The organism is Alteromonas lipotrueiana (assembly GCF_019249245.1).
Taxonomy (GTDB): domain Bacteria; phylum Pseudomonadota; class Gammaproteobacteria; order Enterobacterales; family Alteromonadaceae; genus Alteromonas; species Alteromonas lipotrueiana.
Genome location: NZ_JAESDK010000031.1, coordinates 1 through 22,326, shown reverse-complemented (window position 1 = coordinate 22,326; position 22,326 = coordinate 1). Strand labels below are relative to the sequence as shown.

Sequence of the window (22,326 nt, the reverse complement as noted above, 5' to 3'; positions counted from 1 at the left end):
GATTTTCAGGCGAAAATACTATGATCTACAAGGCCCAGAGTCCCGCTGGATTTGCCGAAGAATATATTGTTGAATCAATTTGGAGTGGTCGTTTTCCGCCCGGAACCATCTTGCCCGCAGAACGCGAGTTATCGGAGTTAATTGGCGTTACCCGCACAACACTTCGAGAAGTACTCCAACGATTAGCGCGTGACGGATGGCTTACCATTCAACATGGCAAGCCAACCAAGGTTAACAACTTCTGGGAAACCTGCGGTCTTAATATTCTTGAAACGCTGGCCCGGTTAGATCAGGAAGGCATTCCTGAACTGGTAGACAATTTGCTAGCAGCGCGCACTAATTTAAGTGCGGTGTTTATTCGTGGAGCTATTCGCCATAATCCTGAAGAAGCGATTAAAATAATTTCTCGCTATAAAGATCTTGAAGCAGACGGTACGGCGTTTGCGCACTACGACTATCAAATGAATCACGATTTAGCCCTGGCCTCAGGTAACAATGTATTTGTCTTGATGATGAACGGGTTTCGGGGTTTGTATTCTCGGATAGGAGGTTACTTCTTTTCTCATGACAGTGCACAGCAAGTTGCACGTAACTTTTATCAGAAACTATTAGAAGTGGCAGAGCAGGGCAACTATGATGAAGTACCCGTGGTGGTGCGTAATTATGGCATTGAGTCTGGAAAAGTCTGGTTGCAGATAAGAGAAAATATGCCTAAAGATCTGGTCGACTAGCGAGTTAGGTCTCTGGCTATAAAAAAGACGCAATTAAGCGTCTTTTTTTTGTTCGAAACGACGTCCGGAAATCTAAATAAGGCCGTCTAAAGTACTTTTGCAGATGACTTTTACTTTTCGGTGATATGGGTTTGTATCGGGCTAATAAGTTAAAGCCTTCATAAGAAGAGCAAGCTTACGGTACATCTCGCTTCCATAGGTTCTGATGCTTGCGGTTAGCAAAGTAATCTGAAGGCTCCCACAGTTGTGGAGCCAGTTCGTCGATTGACTCTGAATTAAAATTACTTTGTAACTGACTCATGATTTCAGCTATTCGGTCGCGACCTATACTCATCAATTTTTTCTGATTGGCCGGAAAGAAAAGGTTGCGGCTTCGCTCGATGACTTCATCCCCGCCTGAAATCACAAAATTCAGATTGCGCGATACAATACGACAATGAGGCTCAGCGGGATTTTTAGGGTTAAGCTGGTTCACAATGGCGTATTCAAACTGTTTCTTTTCTTCGCCGCGCTCGTTTTTAGGGATAAACGTAACGCCAAATCCTTGGGGAAAAAAGCCTACAATCTGCATAAACGCCTCGGCAAGCTTTGCATTTAAGCCCCCTTTTTTGGCCAGTTGCTCAATAAGAAGATAGCCTTTTGCTAATTCCTTACGATTGTAATCATGTTTTGTTGAGAGAATTATCGACACATATATCTGCGGGATTTTGAGTAACTCACCTAATCCTGACTTTGATACAAAAGCATCTTGCATTAGTCTTTCCCGAAACTGATTTGCTGCTGCATGGATCTGCGTGAAGCGATGTTTTTCTTCGGTACTGCTACCAGAAAATGCAGGCATGCCCAGACCTCGTTTAAGGTACGACATAGTATGCACATAATTTAGCTTTAACAGCTGCTTACGATGGTTTTCATCAAGCAATCTGAACTCGTTCAGTTCGCGATTTTCGCCTAGTAAGATAGTTTGAGCGTCATTGTGTAACAACCCTATGTCTTGCAATAATGCACAGGATATAAGGGGGATTGCTAATTCTTTTTCCCATTTGTCCTGCCAGTATTTATCGCCATTCATTCTTGAAAGTGAAGGGCGGTATAACACCAGGTAAGGATGGGACGTGGCTTCGTCTTTCATAAGTTTGTCGACTAAGCGCAAGAGGAGTACCGCTTTATACAAGGGTTTGAACCGTTGATGTAAGCGGGCAAAACCCGTCACGGGGCCTTGCGTTAATAACATCAAAGTACCTAAAAACCGGGCGCTTTGATGTTGCGTTTCTTCGTATGTATTACCTTCGCAAAGTGCTATCACCTCACGACAAACCTGATTCACCCTGGCAATTCTTGCCAGACGTTCTTCTTCCAGCTTTTGTTTACTTTGTTCTATCTGACGTTGTAGTTCAGAAACATCGGCGGCAGCTGCTTCACGCTCTAAGGCGCTGTCTAGCTGAAGTTTGAGCTCGCGTATATGACCCAAGAGTGAGGGTGTCAGTGAATAAAAGTTTTTTGCATCGGTATACAAAGACGCTGCCCGGCTATCTGAAGGGGCTACCTGCTCAATCAGCTTTTTTACTTGCTGTGTATACATATTGTCCGGGCTTTCTATTTTTTTATTCACATAGGTCCTTTTGTTGCCAGCTGGCATAGACAACAGATAAGTCATCGCCTAATGGGATTCAGGCGTCATCATATTCACAATATAGTGAAGGTCAACACGAAACGGAAAGTATGAATGAAAATAACGCTCTATAACCGCAATACGTTATAATAATGTTAAAATATCTGTAGGCGGCTATTCGCTGCCATGTTACCGGAAAAATATGAGCACCTCACCATCAAATGAATTTGACTATATTATTGTAGGCGGGGGCTCTGCCGGATGCGTACTGGCCTCCAGACTAAGTGAAGACCCTGCCATTAGTGTTTGTTTGTTAGAAGCGGGCGGTAAAGATACGCATCCGTTAATTCATATTCCTTTCGGTTTATCGTTATTAAGCAGGGTTAAGTCAGTTAACTGGGGTTACGAAACCACGCCCCAGGCAGGTTTGAACCATCGAAAACTATACTGGCCTCGTGGCAAAACGCTCGGTGGTAGCAGCTCAATTAATGCCATGTGTTATATCCGTGGTCAATACAGCGATTATGATGACTGGGCGGCAGCAGGTGCTACCGGCTGGTCGGCAGCCGAGGTATTGCCGTGGTTTAAAAAAGCGGAGCATTATTTTGCCGGAGAAGATACGTTTCACGGGCGTGGCGGGCCATTACAGGTAAACCAGCTTCGCCATGTGGACGAACTATCAAAAACCTTTATAAAAGCGGGCGTTCAATACGGTCTTTCGAAGTGTGAAGACTTTAACCGCGACAGTCGGGTGGGCGTGGGTTTGTACCATGTTACTCAGCACAATGGTCAGCGCTGGTCTGCAGCGCAGGCTTATTTGAGCGATACTCACAAACGTGCAAATTTGCACATAAAAACTCAGATTCAGGTTAACCATATACAGTTTTGTGGCACTGCAGCTAAGCGGGTAGAGGTACTTTGCAAAGGCGAGCTGAAATTATTGCACGCCCGCCACGAAATTATATTAAGTGCGGGCGCAATAAATTCTCCGCAACTTTTATTGTTATCGGGAATTGGCCCTGAAAAAGAGCTGGACCTTCATAATATTAAAACACGTGTAAACCTTCCCGGGGTTGGCAAAAATCTTCAGGATCACCTTGATGCTATAGTGCAATATAAGTCTAAAAGCCGACACGGATATGCGGTAGCGGCTTCGGCTTTACCTGGTTACTTTAACGCTGCTATACGATACCTTTTAAAGCGAGAGGGCATGCTGTCGTCTAATATTGCCGAGGCGGGGGGCTTTGCCTGTTCATCAAAAGCCCAGCCTGACAAACCCGATTTACAGTTTCACTTTTTGCCTGCCCGGCTTAATGATCATGGTCGAAAAACGGCTTTTGGTTACGGATTTGGCCTGCATGTGTGTAACTTGTATCCCCGTAGTCGTGGGGAGGTCACATTGCAAAGCCCCGATCCTGCAATCGCGCCCAAAATCGACCCTAATTATCTGAGTCACAACGATGACATAGAGATTCTGGTCGGAGGCATTAAACTCGCCCGGAAAATTTTAACCATGCCCGCTTTTGACGAATTTCATGCTACCGAGTGGTTACCCGGCCCCGATATTACCGACGAGGCCGGGCTCATCCGATTTATCCGGGAAAAAGCCGAAACCATTTATCATCCGGTGGGCACCTGCAAAATGGGCGAACCTGATGATGAAACCTGTGTGGTAGATAATCAATTGCGGGTTATAGGAATAACCAATTTGCGCGTGGTCGATGCCTCAGTGATTCCGACTATTACCGGAGGCAACACGCACGCGCCAGTCGTCATGATTGCTGAACGAGCCGCGGCGCTTATTTTGCAACGTTATCGACAAAGTCACAGCGTTGCATAAACAAATCGGCCGCGGTATCGCAGATATCTTCAATGTGCGCGCTATTCGCATAAACTCCATCAATGACCAGGCGGGCGATACCATGTAATGTTCCCCACGTTACCTGCGCCAGACGAAGAGCTTCGGTACTGGCTGGAAGCAATCCTTGTTGCTGCCAGTAGCGGGTCATTTCAACCTGATACTGAAAGGTCGGAAATGCTACATCTTTGAGCCCCTGACTGGCTTCATTGTGTTGCCAAAGGGTACGGCCAAACATAAGATCGTAAAGCTGAGGATGTTTAGCTGCATAACCAATATAAGCATGAATAAAGGCACGTAAGCGCACTGGGGCAGGATCTGTCGAATGTTCAAAAATGTTCGTGGCAATGGCTTTCCACTCTTCAAAGCCGCTGGCAGCGATGGCGCTAAGTAAAGCATTTTTATCTTTAAAATGATGATAAGGCGCCGTACGCGACACCCCCAAATCTTCAGCCAGTTTTCTTAACGAAAGTTCTTCTATACCCAGATTTTCGAGGCGATGGGTTGCAGCGATAATTAATGCGCTGCGTAAATCTCCGTGATGATATGACTCTTTAATACGCACTGGTTTGTTCACTAAATGTAAATAAAAAGAAAATTTGAATCTTGACAGTATCAATATTGCAGATTATCTTGACGCTGTCTAGTTTAGCGTTTGGCGGCTTTCATAGCTACGCTGATAGTGCGTTATTCAATTTGCATAACTTACAGGTCTCATCATGGAAAATACATCTTCACACCCGGTTTATCCCACCTTGTTCCAGCCTTTGGATCTTGGCTTTACTCAACTAAAGAATCGGGTATTGATGGGCTCCATGCATACCGGGCTTGAAGAAATGCCGAACGGCCACAAGCATATGGCAGCATTTTATGCAGAGCGCGCGAAAGGCGGCGTGGGGCTGATTGTCACCGGGGGCATCGGACCCAATGAAGAGGGCGCAACGCATCCTATTACCCGTCGCCTTGATTCAGATAAAGCTGTGGCCCATCATCAGGAAGTTACCCAGGCAGTACATGACGCGGGTGGCAAAATTTGTATGCAAATTTTGCATACCGGCCGTTATGCCTACAGCGAAAAGCTGGTTGCACCTTCAGCTATTCAGGCGCCTATAAATCCTTTTAAGCCTAAAGCGCTCACCGATGAAGAAATTCACCAGCAAATTGATGATTTTGTTTTTACAGCGAAGCAAGCGCAACGTGCCGGCTATGACGGTGTTGAGATTATGGGTTCAGAAGGATATTTTTTGAATCAGTTTATTGCTAAGCGCACCAACCATCGTGACGATAAATGGGGGGGAGAATACGAAAACCGAATTCGCTTACCTATTGAGGTGGTCAAGCGTGTACGCGAAGCAGTGGGCGAACAGTTTATTATTATCTACCGGTTATCGATGTTAGATTTGGTAGAAGATGGCTCTGATTACGATGAGGTTGTTCAGCTAGGTAAAGAGATTGAAAGGGCCGGCGCTACCATTATAAATACCGGTATAGGCTGGCACGAGGCACGTATTCCGACTATCTCGACACGGGTCCCCCGTGCCGCCTTTACCTGGGTCACCGCTAAGTTCAGACAGGCGTTATCTATTCCGGTGATTACGTCAAACCGCATAAATACCCCCGAGGTCGCCGAACAGGTTCTTGCCCGGGGCGACGCTGATATGGTGTCTATGGCCCGGCCATTTCTTGCAGATGCCGAATTTGTGGTGAAAGCACAGCAAAACAAGTCAGATGAAATCAACACCTGTATTGGCTGTAATCAGGCCTGTCTTGATCATGTGTTTAACGGCAAACTCACCAGTTGTCTGGTTAACCCGCGCGCCTGTCACGAATTAGAGCTTGTCATCACGCCTGCGCAAACAATTAAAAAAATAGCTGTTGTAGGCGCCGGGCCTGCGGGGCTGGCTGCTGCAGTGACTGCGGCCTCGCGGGGGCATGCCGTTACCCTGTACGACAAAGACAGTCAGGTGGGTGGCCAGTTTAATATCGCCCGACAAATTCCGGGTAAAGAAGAGTTCAACGAAACCTTAAGATACTTTTCTCGCCAGCTTGAGATTCATGGCGTTGAGTGCAAACTCAATACCCATATAAACGCATCGCAATTAAACGAACAAGGCTTTGATGACGTGATTCTTGCGACGGGTATTTCGCCCCGTATTCCTGATATTGAGGGCATCGAACATGTCAGTGTCATGTCTTATATCGAGGTAATAAAACAGCACAAACCGGTAGGACAGAAAGTAGCTATTATTGGTGCGGGTGGAATTGGTTTTGATACTGCAGAGTTTTTGTCCCATGGAAAAAGCCAGCCAAGTCTGGACGTTGCCGAATTTATGCACGAGTGGGGCATTGACATGACTTTTACCGCCCGTGGCGGAGTTAAAGGAATGCGACCACAGCCTGAGCCTTCATCTCGTGAAATAGTATTGTTGCAGCGAAAATCAACCAAAATGGGCGCAGATTTGGGTAAAACCACGGGCTGGGCACACCGTGCAAGCTTGAAAATGAAGGGGGTCAAAATGATACCCGGAGTGCAATATCATAAAATCGATGATGAGGGGTTGCACATTACCATTGACGGCGAACCTAAAACTTTTGCGGTAGACAACATTATTATATGTGCTGGGCAAGAACCCTTGCGTGAATTAGTAGAAGGCTTAAAGGCGCCGTATCACTTAATTGGCGGAGCTGACGAAGCATTGGAGCTTGATGCGAAACGCGCCATTGATCAGGGAACCCGGTTAGCGGCAAGTTTGTAAAACAAAAACGTCGGGACGAAAGTCCCGACACTGCGTAACTCTAATTATTTATCATCCATAAATGGATAATCAATATAGCCTTCTTTATCGCCACCATAGAATGTGTCCTGGTCTGGCTCGTTAAACGTTGCGCCTACCTCAAATCGCTCAACCAGGTCAGGGTTGGCAATATACAAACGGCCAAACGTAATAGCATCAGCGTAGCCTGACTCAACCGCGGTTTTCGCTGTTAAGTAATCGTAATCACCATTGGCAATATAAAAACCGTTCCAGACATCTCGCAAAGTCTCTTGGATTTTAAGATCCTTATTGTCTGTAGGCATGCCGGGAAAACGCTCAACCATATGCAGGTAGGCCAGGTTGTACCGATTAAGACTATCAATAATATAAGTGAATGTTTTTAGCGGATCGCTATCACCGATATCATTGAAATTACCAGTGGGCGATAACCGTACACCCACCCGAGAACTGTCCCAGGTTTCAAGCACAGCATCGACAACCTCATTTAAAATACGCATACGATTTTCCAGCGAACCGCCGTATTCATCGTCGCGTTTATTGGTACTGTCGCGCAAAAACTGATCTAACAAATAGCCATTGGCTGAGTGAATTTCAATTCCATCAAAACCTGCATCGTAAGCATTTTTGGCCGCCTTGCCATAATCTTCAACTGTTTGCGCGATATCTTCAGTGGTCATAGCACGCGGCTCAGAAGCGGGTTGTTTTTTATCGTCAAAAAAAACATCCACGTCTGGTTTTATAGCAGAAGGAGCCAATGGCGCATCACCATCCGGCTGAAAGTGGGTGTGACTGATACGACCCACATGCCACAGTTGCAAGACTATTTTGCCGCCTTTAGCATGTACCGCATCAGTGATTTCACGCCACTTATCCACCTGATCTTTAGAATAAATTCCAGGTGTTTTTATATAGCCTTTACCCTGTTTGTTGATTTGGGTAGCTTCGGAGATAATCAGCCCCGACGATGCGCGTTGTTCATAATAAGTAACCGCCATGTCAGAGGGAACGTCGGTTTCATCATGGGCGCGGCTACGGGTTAGCGGCGCCATAAAAATACGGTTTCGAAGTTCAATATTGCCGGTATTTCCGGCCGAAAATAAGTCTGTCATCAGGACTCCTGGTCTATTCGAAGAAAAAAGCCGGGCAATAAAGCCCGGCCTAGTACTATGTGCCGTAGGTTTCGTTATACGGTCTGCTTTTCGTGCTTTCCTTCGCGTAGCTCTTCAATCACTTTTTTACAGAATGCTTCTAAGTCGTTCGGGTCCCGGCTGGTGGTCAGCCCTTGGTCCACCACAACTTCCTGGTCGACCCATTTTGCACCGGCATTAATTACGTCGGTCTTAATTGATGGGAACGAGGTAATTGTGCGATCTTTCAATACATCGGCTTCAACCAGTAGCCAGGGGCCATGACAAATCGCTGATACCGGCTTATGTTGAGAAAAGAAATCACGTACTAACTGCACGGCTTTTTTGTTGGTGCGCAAAGTATCGGGGTTCAATACGCCACCTGGCAGAATTAAACCGTTGTAGTCATCGGCAGATACTTCATCTACTGTTTTATCAACAGAAAATTTATCGCCCTTTTCATCATGATTCATGCCCTGAATCTGACCTGATTCTAAAGAGACAATGTGCACCTCAGCGCCAGCATCTTTAACCTGCTTCATTGGCTCAGTTAATTCAACCTGTTCAAAACCATCAGTTGCAAGAATCGCAACGGTTTTACCTGTTAATACACCCATTGAAGTTTCCTCCATCGTTGTCAATGTGTGTCTTCCTACGCACAAAAAACCAAAGTCGGATCGTTTATCAACATTAAATCTGCATCAGATTTAATGTTGATTGAGCTTCCCTAAAACAATGTGGAGATAAAAATGAGCGCTCGTTTGCTTGAATAATCAGGTTGTACAGGCACCCCCGTAGACCTCAATAAATTTTGCAGGCAGACGTTTTGGCTTGCCTGTAGACAATGCAGTACATACAAATTCTGTTTTGGCGCTAAATACTGTTTTTAAGCGGCGTTCACAAATAAACTGAAATTCACGGGTCAGCGAAAGACGTTTATCGCAGGCGGTTATCCAGGTAGCGCAATGTAAGGTATCACCGTGATGACACGCCAGATGGTAATCTAACTCATGGCGTCTTATTACCATTGCCCTATCAAGCTGCTGATAATCTGAAAAACTCAATCCCAACGCATTGGTATGAGCCCAGGCTAAACTCTCCAGCCGAGCAAGGTAGGCCTGGTTATTTACATGGCCATAATGATCAATATTGTGAGTTTCGATGTTCCACCGTTCGTAAAATGGGTCACGGTAGCGCCAGGGTAATGCTTCGCTCATAGTCAGACTAGTCTCGTTTTTAGATTGTGGTTTTGTATCATCTTGTGGGCATGAGTGGCAACTGCATAACATAAGGTGCATATGGCCTAAATAAATGCGGTTTGTTAAACTCGGTGCCATCAAAATAAAGCTGTGTAAAGTAACCATAAAGGTGCCACCCCAGATGCCCCAAAACGATGAAGTACAGGATGAACAGGTAAACGCTCTGATCGACGTTTTTGATGCTACGTTTGCTCACTCGTTCAATACGCGGCTGGTAAAGGGCACCGATGAACCCGTCTATTTACCTGCAAACGAACAGTGCTCTTATCATCAAATTGTGTTTGCTAATGGTTTTTTTGCCAGTGCTTTACATGAAATTGCGCACTGGTGTATTGCGGGGTCGCAGCGCCGTTTGTTAGTGGATTATGGTTACTGGTACTGCCCAGATGGACGCAACCACGAACAACAATCTGAATTTGAACAGGTTGAAATTAAACCTCAGGCCATTGAGTGGGCATTTACGCTTGCCACTGGGCGTAAATTTTCGGTAAGTACCGATAACTTAAACGGCGCAGAACCTGATCGTGACGCTTTCAGCAAAGCTGTAAAAGCACAGTTACAGGTTTATTTTTCGAGCCGGTTTCCTCCGCGCGCCGAAACATTTATCACGGTTTTGCAAAAACATTTTTTAGGCACCACTGCGCCATTAAAAAAACTTATGAGTGAGGCAGCATGACGCAGTCACGTATTTTCCGGTTAGGGGTTCTGGTTAATCCGTTTGCCGGAATTGGCGGAGCCTTGGCATTAAAAGGCAGTGATGGGGCGCAAATTCGCCGTCAAGCGCTGTCTGAAGGCGCTAAAATTGAAGCGCCCGATAAAATGACCAAAGCCTTGAATCAGCTTCAGCAACACGCCTCGCAAATTAAAATCTTTACCGCTTCAGGCGCAATGGGCGAAGACAGTTGTAAAGCCGCAGGTTTAGACTATGACATTGTCTATCAATGCGAGGATGAACAAAGTGAGTCCCAGCATAGCGAGGAAGCCGCCGCAGCTTTAGTTGAGCATAATTTAGACCTGTTACTTTTTGCCGGAGGCGACGGTACCGCCCGAAACTTATTTAGCCAGATAAGCGATTCGGTAGTGGTGTTGGGGGTCCCGGCGGGGTGTAAAATTCACTCTGGGGTTTATGCGGTTACGCCTTCAGCGGCGGGTAAAGTGGCAGGCATGATGGTGTCGGGCGCCCTGGTGAGTGAAATCAATGCCGAAGTGCGCGACATTGACGAAGATGCCTTCAGAGAGGGCAAAGTACTGGCCCGTCATTTTGGTGAAATGCGAGTCCCCCGGCAGCTTGAATACATCCAGGCTGTGAAGATGGGAGGCAAAGAGCACGAAGAACTGGTACTTGATGATATTGCCGAGTACGTGGGTGACCTGGTTTGTGAAGACACCGACACATATTTTGTAATGGGGTCGGGCTCAACCGTAGCAGCAATCATGCAACACCTGCAGCTTTCAAACACGTTGCTGGGGGTGGACGTGGTGAAAAACAACAACGTCATCGCCAGTGATGTTACCGCTCAAAAGTTACTTGAAATAACCCGTGATCAACCGGTTAAACTTATTGTGACCGTTATCGGCGGCCAGGGGCATCTGTTTGGCCGTGGTAATCAGCAGCTCAGCGCCGAATTTTTACGCGCCCTGGGCAAAAGTAATATGTTGATTGTGGCCACCAAGCAAAAACTGCAAGAGCTGGATGGACGTCCGCTTCGTCTTGATACGGGCGATGAGTCGCTCGATAGTAGTTTAGCTGGCAGTGTCACCGTCATTACCGGCTATGAAGATAAAGTTATATACCCCGCTCAATAATAGGATTAAACAAATAATGCATAATAACGCTGTGGCAAACGCCTCTTTTTTAACCGCGTCCAGACAAATAGAAGAAAATTTAGACAGTGTGGTAGATCATGGCAATGACGACGAATTATTTATCGCCAGCTACTTGCAAGGACACTTTGCGGTTATCTCAAAACCTCTTGAAGTTGACCCTGAAGCCAGCGTGGCTAAGCTTGATGCCGAAGTTACCCAAAGTTTAAAATCTGCATTTTCTAACCGCGAGTTAGAAGCGGAGGATCAGGATAAAGTCTGGTCGATGTGGTCACAGCAAATTCAACAGGTTTCGGCATAGGTATACCGGCAATGGCAGCGCTACTAACAACGGCAACGTATTTCCCTGTTAAACGGCAAGGGTTGGTATCCGGTGGTACTATTTTTTATTAAGCCTGGCTTAAAAACACCCGTTAATAGTCTGGCAGACCGTCGTTAGGTTCATCTTTGCTTTTATGGTGCGCTTTTTGCCTCTACCCCGTAAAGAGTAAATTTTTTGGCGCAGATTATGGCTTGGCGACAGCACAACGGGTGTTTTGGCACTTTACAATTATATGTATCTCACGCAGCGCTGCTGATAGTGCTAGGCCTTGTGGCGGCGTGTTCTACGGTAACCCAACCCGTGGCTTATCAACAAAGAGCGCCTGCCCAGGCTTTGGGAAATGCAGAATATGAAATTTTTTTGCTGGCCAACGAACTGTTCGCAGACCTGGCCCCCGCACGTCATTCGCGCTATGCCGTAGCGGGCTTTGTCTCTGCTGACAGCCTTTCATTTAATAGCAAAGACCAAAAGCCTTTAATGCAGCTGGGTGTGCAACTTGAGCAAGGTCTGGTGACCGAAGCAACCAAGCGCGGATTTACCGCTCAAGAGTTTCGGCTTACGAACGATATAATAATAAGTAAAGACAGTGATCGGGTATTGTCCCGTGACGTGACCCACCTTTCAGGGCTTGATCGTGTCGACTACTACATAACCGGAACATTGGTACATCAACAAGACGGAGCCATGGTAAACGCTAAAGTTATTGATGTACGCAGTAAAGATGTAGTGGCCGCGGCCACACGTTTTTTTCCGGCAGGCCTGTTCTGGGATAAAGAGCAGGTGACCACCCGAAACGGGCGTCTGTACCGAACCGAAACAAAGGGGTAAAACCATGAATAAGCCGTGCTGGCTGGCTGTTTCAGCAATGCTGTTGTCTGGCTGTAGTATGTTGTCTGATGATAAAACAGAACATAACCCCGAGACCGGCGCTGATAATTTGATGAATGTGGTCGATATAAGCGCCGCTGATCGTCAAAGCTATAATAACAAAGCGATAAGTCGGGACCGTTTTGGAGCTGTAGATGAACCGCGTATTTATTCGTCGGTTCAGGGGGCTTACAAAGGGCGCCCGTTGACCAAACATGTTGGTGACTATGTCAAAAATCTGACACAAGATTTGATATCTAACATGGAATATATATCGGCCAAAACGCCGGTTGCGGTTACTCATTTTGCTTTATTGGATTCTGACTTGCAGCAGACCAGCTTGCTGGGTCAACAAATGGCTGAGTCGTTTATGCACGAGCTCCACAAATTCAGAATTCCAGTTCTTGATCATAAAGCAACCGATTACATTCGTATTACCGATGCCGGCGACTTTTTGCTGTCGCGAGATTATCTTGACCTGAACAGCAGTTTGCCTATTGAATATATACTTACCGGTACTATGGCAAAACATCAGGGCGGGGTGTTGGTGAATGCTCGCATATTAGGTCTTGAGTCACGTGCCGTGGTGGCCAGCGCCCAAATGCTAATCCCTTTTTATGTGGTCGATGCTTTAATACCCAGCGACGGCGTGCCACAAGAAGGCATTAAAGACGGTGTAAAACTCAGTCAGGGATAATCAAATGAAGTTTACCCGTATAATCTCCTTATTACCGCTATTGGTCGTTTCGGGTTGCGGATTGCTGTATAGCGCTGACAATACGCAGTTGCATCATCAGGACTCAGCGAAGCGCAATACCAGCGATACCCCTGATGCGGCAGAAGATTCAGGTTTGCAGTATCGGCCGGACAGCCGTGATAATAGCCAGATTAGTAATATGCGGGTGGCTACCCGGTATCAGGACCCGTTGGTCACAGGGTTTTATGCCAGCCAGACCCACAAACCTTTGTATGATTATGCCGACCAGCTAGCTATGAAATTAATGGCTAGCGCATCGGGTCTGAAAACGGCAAAAATCGGCATCACCAGCTTTGTTCGGCTAAATGCATCTTTACAGCAAACCACGGTGCTAGGCAATCAGTTGGCCGAGTATCTTATGGTAGGGCTACAGGATTACGGCGTGTCGGTGATTGAATATAAACTTGCGCCGTCATTGGCTGTTACCCCTTACGGCGATATAGCCTTGACCCGTGATGCGCGCATGCTAAAAACCTCTGCTTCAATTGACCATATACTGACCGGTACCCTGGTCGAAATGCCTCGGGGAGTTCAGGTAAATGCACGAATTGTGGCCATTGAAACAGGCCAGTTAGTAGCCGCAACAAGTTTGCAGATTCCGGCCTTTATGGTGACGAGCTTAAACCAGCCACAGCCCTGATTGTTAGCCTTCGTCACTTTCAACCTGACTGCGTATACACTGTCGAATTATAAACCGCTGCGGATTAACGGTTTTTAGCAGAGTATCAGACAGCGGCAACGGCTCGCCGGTCATCTGGCTGATTAATACTTCAGCCATAAGGGGCGCGGTGGTTAATCCTCGCGAGCCAAATCCCAGTAACACATTGACACGTTGTGGCTCAGGCGGAGGCACCTGCGACAACTTGATTCCTTTTCCTAACGCAAGCCATGGCTTACAACTTTCAGCGGTTACAGGCAGGCTGCCGGAGGCCGGTTGATGGTCGGGCAGGGTCTGGCGTATTGCCGCGCGCGCATTCCCAGTAACTTTCAGGTGCCGGGCCCATTCAGTTTCACCCAGAATACGCTGGTGTAATGACTGATTCTGTTCACTTTCCTCACCACGAGTCTGTGTATCGGTCTCATTTTTTATATACGTAGAACCCATTGCGTGTTGGCCCTGAAATGCCGGGGTCAGGTATCCTTTATGGCATAATACGGTTTTAAGGTGACTCAGTTCGCCTTGCGATGCTATGGCTTCAACCTGACCTCGTACTAAACGCAGTGGCAGATATTGCTCAAGATTTAAGGCCGAACTTTCTCCGGTGGCAAAGATCGCTTGTGAGAAAACCTTGTTACCTTGGTTGGTAACAAGGGTGACCTGATGCGAAGTCTGCGAGAAACCTGTCACCTGGGTATTTGTTTGCAAGGTCAGCAAACCCGTGCTTTCGGCTTGTTTAATTAATGCATCAACTAATTCTGGCGGGCTTATCCACCCCCCGTCAGCACAAAAATGTGCCGGGTAGGGCACCTCAATGTTCGCCAGTTCGCTGGCTTGATTTGCATCCACGTCAGTCAGCAGTGCGTCAGGCCAGGTTTGTTGTTGCCGCATTATTTTATGCCGGGCCGCCACTTTTTCGTTAAATTCGAGAAGTAGAACACCACACCACTGATGAGCAAACGTTGCGCCTTGCTTAAGCAATGTATCGTAAAAGCGTTTTGAATAAATAAAGCTGTGTGCTTGTAATTCGCTGGCGGGACTACGTTGAGCATGTAACTGCGGATAGAAGCCACCCTGGGGGTTGCCTGAGGCGCCGTCAGCCGGTTGCGTGGCTTTGGTTATCAAGGTTACCTGCATACCTCGCCGGGTAAGTGCTAATGCGGCCATGGCGCCTGAAATGCCCGCGCCTACCACCGCCACATGGTCGCCCGATTTAAGCGCGTTCTGACTATAGCGATAATAGGGACCATCGCTATAACTTACCGCCTTTTTGGTAGCAGTGACGTCTTGTGAGCGCGGGCCCGCTGGCCAGGTGCCGGCCAGCATATCGCGCTTGCGTCCGAAGCCACGACACTTTTTCACTTCAAAGCCATGTTCTGCCAATCCGCGTTTTACCAGTCCCGCCGCGGTAAAAGTGGCAAAAGTTGCGCCGGGCTTACTTAAACGTGCCATTTGTTTATACAAAGACGAAGTCCACATTTGCGGGTTTTTGCTAGGTGCAAAACCGTCTAAAAACCAGGCATCAACAAGCCCGTTTACCGGATTATGCCACTCGGGTAAAATACCGTGAACATCGCCAATCCAGATATCCAGTGTGGTACTGAATGCTGAAAAATCGAGGCGGTGACAACCTTCCAGGTTAACAGGATATTGCCTCAATAGCGCAGCGGTGGCCTCGGCCAAAGCAGGAAAATGCGCCAGGGCACGGCCGGCGTCTTCCTGCTTTAATAAAAAGCATTCGGTAGTGAGTATAAAAAGACGCTTTAGCGGATGATCAGGATGCTGGCGCCGAAAGCGGGCAAAAGCCTGCATAGCAACCAGACAATTCAGGCCAGTGCCAAACCCGGTTTCAGCCACCACAAAATGCGCTGTGGTGTGCTCTAGCCAACGTTCAGGAAGCTCATTTCCGGCTAAAAATACATGAAGCGTTTCATCTATGCCGCTATCATTTGAAAAATAAACATCATCAAACTCATCGGCCACTGGCGTGCCCTGCTGATTAAAATGAACGGTGGCATGACGGGTTTTCACGCGATTTTTCCTGCCTGGTTGGTTTTGACTGCAAGATCATAGCGCGCATGTTACAGTGTGAATAGTTGTTTACGATAGTATTGTAAAAATACTCAACAACTATTCAAAGAGCAGACCACTTTGTTTGCCAGAATCGTTACCATATGCCCCAGCAAAGTTAAGGGTAGATTATGAGAAGAGCAGTTATCACCGGTCTTGGAATTACTTCAAGTATTGGTATCAATAAAGACGATGTACTTGCTTCATTAAAAGCAGGTAAGTCCGGCATTACATTTTCTGAACAGTTCGCCGAAATGGGTTTACGTAGCCAGGTTTGGGGCAATGTTGACATTGACCTGAAAGAGCATATCGATCGTAAAGCTATGCGCTTCATGGGCGATGCAGCGGCTTATGCGTATGTCGCAATGCAACAGGCTATCACCGACTCTGGGTTGGAAGAAAAAGACATCTCTAATGAGCGTACGGGTATTATTGCCGGCTCAGGTGGGGCTTCATCTGAAAACCAGGTATTGTCAGCCGATATACTTCGCCAAAAAGGCGTTAAGCGGGTGGGGCCTTATATGGTTCCGCGTTGTATGTCGTCTACCGTATCAGCGTGCCTGGCGACCCCGTTTAAAATTCGCGGTGTGAATTACTCTATCGCCTCAGCCTGTGCAAGTAGTGCACACGCTATAGGTAATGCGTTGGAGCTTATTCAGCTGGGCAAACAAGATGTAGTATTTGCAGGGGGCGGCGAAGAGCTGCACTGGTCACTGTCTAGCCAGTTTGATGCTATGGGTGCACTGTCAACCAAATACAATGACAATCCGTCAGTAGCGTCACGTACCTATGATGCAGGTCGCGATGGGTTTGTCAGCTCTGGCGGTGGCGGCATGGTCGTTGTTGAAGAGCTTGAACATGCGTTAGCACGCGGCGCCACTATTTATGGCGAGATAGTGGGTTATGGCGCGACTTCTGATGGATTCGATATGGTTGCGCCTTCAGGCGAAGGTGCGGCGCGTTGTATGCGCATGGCCATGGAAAATGTTGAAGGTCCTATAGATTATCTTAATACCCATGGCACCTCTACACCAGTAGGGGATGTAAAAGAGCTGGGTGCAATTCGTGAAGTCTTTGGTGACACAGGCGTGCCTATCAGTGCGACAAAATCACTCACGGGTCATGCCCTTGGCGCTGCAGGCGTAAACGAAGCGATTTACAGCTTGTTAATGATGCAAAACAACTTCATTTCACCGTCTATCAATATCGATCAGCTTGATGAGCAGGCGCAGGGTTTAGATGTTGTAACGCAAATGCGTAATGCGGAACTAAACACAGTGATGTCGAACAGCTTCGGCTTCGGTGGCACCAATGCAACCCTGGTATTGCAACGCTATAATAAATAGCAAGTAACCGCCGTGTATTGAGCAATTCAAAACAGCGCCTCTTTGGCGCTGTTTTTTTTAGGTGGCAGCGATACGATGCTATTGCAGCGTGATTATTTATCAAAACCTATTGGTAAAACATTCCCATGAATATTCTTTATGAAAGCAGTATACCCAACGGAGCCGATTACTTTACTTCACTGGGAAATGCAAAATCGTTTGATACCGGCGCATTACAGCCAGGCGATCTCACTGATTGCGACTACCTGGCGGTTCGCTCAACCACCCCGGTAACCGCCAGCTTACTGGCTCAGGCCAAACAATTAAAAATGGTGGGTACAGCCACTGCCGGTATTAATCATATCGATACAGACTATCTAGACAACCAAGGGATTAACTGGAGCAGTGCTGGTGGTTGCAACGCTATAGCGGTAGCCGAATATGTAGTAAGTATTCTATTAAAGGCTTATCAGAGCAATAAAATTCAACCTGATCGCATTACCGTGGGTATTATAGGCGCGGGGCATGTAGGAACCGCGCTATCACGGTTGTTGCAGTCATTAAATATTAGCTATGTACTGAACGACCCGCCCCGGCAAGAGGCCGGTGACAATCGCAGTTTTGTTTCTTTAGAAGAGGCGTTGTCCTGTGAGGTAATAAGTTTGCACATTCCTTATATTAAAGATGGCAAATATCCGACAGCCAATCTTATTCATGCCGAACATCTGGCAAGCCTTTTACCTCATCAGTTGTTTATTAACGCATGTCGGGGCGAGGTTGTTGATGAAGCAGCGCTGAAAGCGCGATTACAGAAAGATAACGCACCAACAGCGGTACTGGATGTATTTTGGCACGAGCCAGATATAGATACCGATTTACTTAATTCGCTTTGGTTTGCTACCGGTCATATTGCCGGCCACAGTATTGAAGGGAAACTAAGAGGCACCCAGCTTATTTACGAGGCATTTTGTCAGGCTCGAAAGCAACCTACGTTATTACAGATGGACGATTTTCTGGCAATGCCTATGCCCATCGATTTTATGCCCCGCGACCCCTCGGTAGAAGCGTTAAGCTATAATGAGCTGACCCAACTGCTATTAAGCATCTATGATATAGCCGAGGATGATAGGATTTTTCGTCAGATAATGGCAGAATCAAATAAGTTCGCTGCATACCGTAAAGCCTATCGGGTACGGCGCGAATTCAATGCTTACACCTTGCGGTTGTCTGGTGTGGTATCGGAAGGTATTTTGCGCCAACTCACTGGGTTAGGATTTACCTTAGAAACACTTTAACTTTTCCCCACATTAAGTGTGGTTATCAGTAGGAGACTTTATATCTATGTCACAAGCTTTTGATGTTGCGGTGTTAGGCGCTACCGGTTTGGTAGGGCAAGCCATGATTGAGATACTGGAAGAGCGGAAATTTCCAATTAACAAACTTTACCCGCTGGCCAGTGAGCGTTCAGCGGGCGGAACCATAAGCTTCAAAGGTGAAGAAGTAGAAGTCCTGAATGCTGATGGCTTCGATTTTAGTCAGGTGCAGTTCGGCTTTTTCTCAGCAGGCGGCAGTGTCTCTGCAAAATTTGCCCCGATTGCCGCTGAAGCAGGGTGTATTGTTATCGACAATACTTCTCATTTTCGCTACGAACCCGATATTCCCCTGGTCATTCCAGAGGTAAACGCCCATGCACTGGCTGATTTTCGAAACCGGAATATCATTGCTAACCCAAACTGCTCGACTATCCAGATGCTGGTGGCATTGAAGCCTATTCATGATGAAGTGGGCATTGAACGTATCAATGTTGCAACTTATCAGTCGGTATCGGGCGCAGGTAAGAGCGCAATGGAAGCACTGGCAAAGCAAACCGCCAGTCTGTTAAATGCAAAAGAGCTCGAGTCTGACGCATTTAGTCGCCAAATTGCCTTTAATGTTATTCCGCAAATCGATGAATTCATGGATAACGACTATACCAAAGAAGAAATGAAGATGGCCTGGGAAACCCAAAAGATTATGGGCGACAACAGCGTTTTAGTAAATGCCACCGCGGTGCGGGTGCCTGTATTTTATGGTCATGGTGAAGCCGTACATATTGAAACCCGTATGCCGATTGAAGCGGAACGCGCGAAAGCGCTGTTAGAACAGGGCGCCGGAATCAAGCTTTATGACAGCCCCGAATCTTTCCCAACTCAGGTCTCCAGTGCCAGCGGCAATGACTGGGTGCATGTAGGCAGAGTGCGTAATGATATCTCTCATCCTAACGGGTTGAATATGTGGGTGGTGTCAGACAACATCCGTAAAGGCGCCGCCACCAATAGTGTGCAGATTGCCGAAACATTAATCAGCGACTATTTATAATTCGGTGATAAAGCCGTAAGTAAACATTTTTTGCTTACGGCCGATACCTTTAAATAAGCGCATCAACTATAGGTTTTGCTAATCGCTAGCGCAGCGAACCGCTCTGGTTTATAGTTTGTACATGGTAATAACGTTGCCTGGGTAAATTAATATCGCGCGGCATTTGCCGGTGTCAGGGCCAATGCGCATTCGCAGGTGGTCGTTTTAAAGGCACTGTATTTACCCTTAGGCATGATAAAATAACTGAAAACCTCGGCCAAAACACAGCGGGGTTGTTCTGTATAATAAGAATAACAAAGCTCAGAATAAACCGGATGAGGTTAGCACGTGAAATGCGTGTATTCTGATTGATTATGTAGTCTTTTTTAGCGGCTACATTTGATAGCATATAGGAACGCTATGAAATTGCATTTATCGGGCTTGTTCTTGCTTTTGTGTTTAAGTGTATTTATCGCGCCCGACACTAACGCACAAGAACGCCAGACTCAGCTGCGCGGTCCTAAAAATGCGACCAGCCAATTCTCTGGTGCGGTCTATGGGCCAATAGATGAACAAGATACCTTGTGGCGTATTGCAAAACAGTATCGCCAGGATGACAGTCTGTCTATGTACCAGGTTATGCAGGCTATCTATGAATTAAATCCTAATGCTTTTGAACAACAAAATAGAAATTTATTAGTAGAGGGCGCGACATTACGCCTTCCGTCTCGTCGCTATATCTCGCGTATCAATACCGATCAGGCTCGCGGTAATGCTGAGACCGACAACACACGTTATAGCCAGCTTATTGACCAACCCTCCACCCCGGGCAACAATATTAAGTCACCAGAACCTCTGGCAAAACAATCTGAGCTTTCTGATACGCGTACCGCGATTGAACAAAAAATTACCAAACTGGATGAACAACAAATTCAGCAATTCGATGAATTGCGTCAACAATTTGCAGCTTCATTAGACAATGTTCAGCAAATGCTGAATGAAAATCGTAAATTGTATGAACGGGTAGAGCAGGTAAATACAGATCTTTTGAGCCTCAAACAGCAGGTTGAGGGTGATGTTCAAAGCCAGATGGACGAGCAGCTTGCGTTACAGCGAGAGTTGCTGGCAATGGTAAAGCAAGATCAGTCAGCCCGGGAAGCTGAGCAACAAAGTAGCTTCGGGTCTGCCTTAACTCAACCTATCAGCCTTATCATAGGGTCAGGAATTCTTACCTTATTATTGGCTGGCGGTTTGGCCGCCTGGTTATTGCGCGCACGTAATAATGGGCAGACTGACAGCCCTTCAGCACCACAGGCAGAGGCTCCGCTATCAAGCTCGGACAATATGTCTTCATCCGTAAGCCATGATTTTGACGATGACACACCTGAGCTCACCGACAGCGAACTTTTTGACGATGATGAATTGCTGGACGATGTTTTATCGAGCGAACTTGAAGATACGCTGGATGCAGAACTGGACAGCTTTGCTGATGATATGCTGGTACCGGATGACAACGACCACATTTTTGATGAAGGTGACACAGAATTAGGTCAGGACGATCTCGATAGTTTATTTGACGATGAAATTATGGACACCGTTGAGTTGACTGAAGACGCAGACAACATTGCTGTATCTGGCGTTGAAGATACCGATTTGGAAGATACGGGTCTTGAAGAGCTTGATCCTGAAAAAACTGATCATGAAGAAGCAGAGTTTGACAGCGAGTCCGATACGTTGCCTGAAGAATCTCCTGTATCTGAAGAAGACTTTGCCGTAAATACGAAAGATGCCGGGGCGTTAAATGACCCTGCGCCCGATGAAACAGATAACCCTGTTTCAATTGCTCCAGCTGCACACAATGGTGATGAGCAACCTGAAATCAGCATTGATGAACTTCTCGAGGCTGAGCAGGCAAAGACCCAGAATAGTTTCGTGACTAACAACGATGTAGTTGACGATGAAATGCTGGGTAAGCTCGACAGCGAAATTAATCAGCAAAATGCGGAGCTTGATCGCCTGGCAGATGGAATACTTCAAGAGATAGACCAGATTGAGCAAATGGGCGGGTTGCCCACCGCTGAAGAAATTGAGCAAGAAAAATTTGAAAGCCGCTCAGGTTCTGCTCAGGGAATTCAGAACCTCGATTCATTTGCCGAAGAACTTGATGACATTGAACTAAACGATATTGATAACGCAGACAACTTTGCCGATCCACTTTCAGACGAGTTGATTGCACAGTTACAAGCCGAAAATGAGGACGACGAAGATAGTTCGTATTTATCAGAGCCTGAAGATACTTCGGTAGCCGGCTTTGATGATCCTCTTAGCAACGAACTACTGGCCGAATTAAGCGCCGACCAAGGCGACAGTGAAGAGCAGCTAGATACTTTATCGGACGAGCTTCTGGCTGAACTTGAAGGTAATCCCACGTCTCAGGAACCTGGTGATATAGAAGCGTTACCTGCTCAAGACACTGACCCACTAGAGAGTGATGAATTAACCGATGACCTATTAGCTGAATTAGAAGCCGGTATCAGTGCGGAGTCAGATTTTGCCGATAGCGACGACGTCAGTAATACAGACAACACTGCTTCAGACACCGGTAAAGATACAAACGATATTGACGCTTTACTGGACAGCGTTGCTGAGGCAAACGACGACGAAGATAAGTCGGTACCACAAAGCGATAACGATTTAGCACCTGACATTGAGCCCCCAAACGTCGATGCCAATAGCGATGTTGAGAATGCAGAGAGCGATGTCGAAAATACTGAGAAAGATGCCGATAGCGATGCCAATGTT

General features: G+C 46.8%; 19 protein-coding genes. 13 read left to right on the top strand and 6 right to left on the bottom strand.

Features of this window, described 5'->3' with window-relative positions; translation table 11 throughout:
- The first annotated feature begins 20 nt into the window (after positions 1-20).
- Complete coding sequence (gene fadR, locus JK130_RS16110; protein ID WP_218355358.1) at positions 21-731, top strand: fatty acid metabolism transcriptional regulator FadR; 711 nt, start codon at positions 21-23, stop codon at positions 729-731.
- A 175-nt stretch (positions 732-906) separates the two neighbouring features.
- Here fadR and JK130_RS16105 read toward each other — a convergent pair whose 3' ends face one another.
- On the bottom strand, positions 907-2,343 hold the full coding sequence (locus tag JK130_RS16105) for a hypothetical protein (RefSeq protein ID WP_218355357.1): 1,437 nt from the start codon (positions 2,341-2,343) through the stop codon (positions 907-909).
- A 202-nt stretch (positions 2,344-2,545) separates the two neighbouring features.
- Between JK130_RS16105 and JK130_RS16100 the strand changes: the two genes are divergently transcribed.
- Positions 2,546-4,183: a GMC family oxidoreductase gene (locus JK130_RS16100; RefSeq protein ID WP_218355356.1), complete on the top strand. Its 1,638-nt coding sequence runs from the start codon at positions 2,546-2,548 to the stop codon at positions 4,181-4,183.
- On the opposite strand, the gene JK130_RS16095 is transcribed toward JK130_RS16100, so the two are convergent.
- A complete protein-coding gene (locus JK130_RS16095; protein ID WP_218355355.1) occupies positions 4,143-4,766 on the bottom strand; it encodes a TetR/AcrR family transcriptional regulator in 624 nt (207 codons plus the stop codon). The genes JK130_RS16100 and JK130_RS16095 overlap by 41 nt on opposite strands.
- 154 nt (positions 4,767-4,920) lie before the next feature.
- Here JK130_RS16095 and JK130_RS16090 point away from each other — a divergent pair, with 154 nt between their 5' ends.
- Positions 4,921-6,957 carry an NADPH-dependent 2,4-dienoyl-CoA reductase gene (locus JK130_RS16090; RefSeq protein WP_218355354.1) on the top strand — a complete coding sequence of 679 codons (2,037 nt, stop codon included), beginning with the start codon at positions 4,921-4,923 and terminating at the stop codon, positions 6,955-6,957.
- A gap of 44 nt (positions 6,958-7,001) precedes the next feature.
- On the opposite strand, the gene JK130_RS16085 is transcribed toward JK130_RS16090, so the two are convergent.
- From JK130_RS16085 to JK130_RS16075, 3 genes are all read right to left on the bottom strand, one after another.
- The gene (locus JK130_RS16085) at positions 7,002-8,087 is read right to left on the bottom strand and encodes an alkene reductase (protein WP_218355353.1); all 1,086 of its coding nucleotides are present in this window, start codon (positions 8,085-8,087) and stop codon (positions 7,002-7,004) included.
- A gap of 74 nt (positions 8,088-8,161) precedes the next feature.
- Positions 8,162-8,722, bottom strand: a complete 561-nt coding sequence (locus tag JK130_RS16080) for a type 1 glutamine amidotransferase domain-containing protein (RefSeq protein ID WP_218355352.1) — start codon at positions 8,720-8,722, stop codon at positions 8,162-8,164.
- Between the two features lie 156 nt (positions 8,723-8,878).
- Positions 8,879-9,322 carry an acyl-CoA thioesterase gene (locus JK130_RS16075; RefSeq protein ID WP_218355351.1) on the bottom strand — a complete coding sequence of 148 codons (444 nt, stop codon included), beginning with the start codon at positions 9,320-9,322 and terminating at the stop codon, positions 8,879-8,881.
- Positions 9,323-9,485: 163 nt separating this feature from the next.
- On the opposite strand from JK130_RS16075, the gene JK130_RS16070 reads away from it, so the two are divergent.
- The 6 genes from JK130_RS16070 (at position 9,486) to JK130_RS16045 (ending at position 13,774) form a co-directional block, all read left to right on the top strand.
- Complete coding sequence (locus JK130_RS16070) at positions 9,486-10,040, top strand: elongation factor P hydroxylase (RefSeq protein WP_246587847.1); 555 nt, start codon at positions 9,486-9,488, stop codon at positions 10,038-10,040.
- Complete coding sequence (locus tag JK130_RS16065; protein WP_218355349.1) at positions 10,037-11,170, top strand: ATP-NAD kinase family protein; 1,134 nt, start codon at positions 10,037-10,039, stop codon at positions 11,168-11,170. Before JK130_RS16070 ends, JK130_RS16065 begins: the two co-directional genes overlap by 4 nt.
- A gap of 16 nt (positions 11,171-11,186) precedes the next feature.
- Complete coding sequence (locus JK130_RS16060; RefSeq protein ID WP_218355348.1) at positions 11,187-11,489, top strand: YfcL family protein; 303 nt, start codon at positions 11,187-11,189, stop codon at positions 11,487-11,489.
- 207 nt (positions 11,490-11,696) lie between these two features.
- Positions 11,697-12,338: a FlgO family outer membrane protein gene (locus tag JK130_RS16055; protein WP_218355347.1), complete on the top strand. Its 642-nt coding sequence runs from the start codon at positions 11,697-11,699 to the stop codon at positions 12,336-12,338.
- Positions 12,339-12,342: 4 nt separating this feature from the next.
- Entirely contained in the window at positions 12,343-13,074 is a 732-nt protein-coding gene (locus JK130_RS16050) for a FlgO family outer membrane protein (protein ID WP_218355346.1), read from the top strand.
- Between the two features lie 4 nt (positions 13,075-13,078).
- Complete coding sequence (locus JK130_RS16045) at positions 13,079-13,774, top strand: FlgO family outer membrane protein (protein ID WP_218355345.1); 696 nt, start codon at positions 13,079-13,081, stop codon at positions 13,772-13,774.
- Between the two features lie 3 nt (positions 13,775-13,777).
- Here JK130_RS16045 and mnmC read toward each other — a convergent pair whose 3' ends face one another.
- Positions 13,778-15,823, bottom strand: a complete 2,046-nt coding sequence (mnmC, locus tag JK130_RS16040) for a bifunctional tRNA (5-methylaminomethyl-2-thiouridine)(34)-methyltransferase MnmC2/FAD-dependent 5-carboxymethylaminomethyl-2-thiouridine(34) oxidoreductase MnmC1 (protein ID WP_218355344.1) — start codon at positions 15,821-15,823, stop codon at positions 13,778-13,780.
- Positions 15,824-15,993: 170 nt separating this feature from the next.
- Between mnmC and fabB the strand changes: the two genes are divergently transcribed.
- The 4 genes from fabB to JK130_RS16020 all read left to right on the top strand — a co-directional run.
- Positions 15,994-17,208, top strand: a complete 1,215-nt coding sequence (gene fabB, locus JK130_RS16035) for a beta-ketoacyl-ACP synthase I (RefSeq protein ID WP_218355343.1) — start codon at positions 15,994-15,996, stop codon at positions 17,206-17,208.
- A gap of 125 nt (positions 17,209-17,333) precedes the next feature.
- Positions 17,334-18,482 carry a 4-phosphoerythronate dehydrogenase gene (locus JK130_RS16030; RefSeq protein ID WP_218355342.1) on the top strand — a complete coding sequence of 383 codons (1,149 nt, stop codon included), beginning with the start codon at positions 17,334-17,336 and terminating at the stop codon, positions 18,480-18,482.
- Positions 18,483-18,528: 46 nt separating this feature from the next.
- A complete protein-coding gene (locus JK130_RS16025) occupies positions 18,529-19,545 on the top strand; it encodes an aspartate-semialdehyde dehydrogenase (protein ID WP_218355341.1) in 1,017 nt (338 codons plus the stop codon).
- A 399-nt stretch (positions 19,546-19,944) separates the two neighbouring features.
- On the top strand, positions 19,945-22,326 hold a 2,382-nt coding region (locus JK130_RS16020), incomplete at its 3' end, for a FimV/HubP family polar landmark protein (RefSeq protein WP_281420777.1).

Coding starts and splice junctions, on each gene's coding strand:
- JK130_RS16045 (WP_218355345.1), top strand. CDS start 13,079: ATGAAGTTTACCCGTATAATCTCCTTATTACCGCTATTGGTCGTTTCG.
- JK130_RS16055 (WP_218355347.1), top strand. CDS start 11,697: ATGGCTTGGCGACAGCACAACGGGTGTTTTGGCACTTTACAATTATAT.
- JK130_RS16090 (WP_218355354.1), top strand. CDS start 4,921: ATGGAAAATACATCTTCACACCCGGTTTATCCCACCTTGTTCCAGCCT.
- JK130_RS16100 (WP_218355356.1), top strand. CDS start 2,546: ATGAGCACCTCACCATCAAATGAATTTGACTATATTATTGTAGGCGGG.
- JK130_RS16060 (WP_218355348.1), top strand. CDS start 11,187: ATGCATAATAACGCTGTGGCAAACGCCTCTTTTTTAACCGCGTCCAGA.
- JK130_RS16080 (WP_218355352.1), bottom strand. CDS start 8,722: ATGGGTGTATTAACAGGTAAAACCGTTGCGATTCTTGCAACTGATGGT.
- fadR (WP_218355358.1), top strand. CDS start 21: ATGATCTACAAGGCCCAGAGTCCCGCTGGATTTGCCGAAGAATATATT.
- JK130_RS16030 (WP_218355342.1), top strand. CDS start 17,334: ATGAATATTCTTTATGAAAGCAGTATACCCAACGGAGCCGATTACTTT.
- JK130_RS16070 (WP_246587847.1), top strand. CDS start 9,486: ATGCCCCAAAACGATGAAGTACAGGATGAACAGGTAAACGCTCTGATC.
- JK130_RS16075 (WP_218355351.1), bottom strand. CDS start 9,322: ATGAGCGAAGCATTACCCTGGCGCTACCGTGACCCATTTTACGAACGG.
- JK130_RS16025 (WP_218355341.1), top strand. CDS start 18,529: ATGTCACAAGCTTTTGATGTTGCGGTGTTAGGCGCTACCGGTTTGGTA.
- fabB (WP_218355343.1), top strand. CDS start 15,994: ATGAGAAGAGCAGTTATCACCGGTCTTGGAATTACTTCAAGTATTGGT.
- JK130_RS16065 (WP_218355349.1), top strand. CDS start 10,037: ATGACGCAGTCACGTATTTTCCGGTTAGGGGTTCTGGTTAATCCGTTT.
- JK130_RS16085 (WP_218355353.1), bottom strand. CDS start 8,087: ATGACAGACTTATTTTCGGCCGGAAATACCGGCAATATTGAACTTCGA.
- JK130_RS16050 (WP_218355346.1), top strand. CDS start 12,343: ATGAATAAGCCGTGCTGGCTGGCTGTTTCAGCAATGCTGTTGTCTGGC.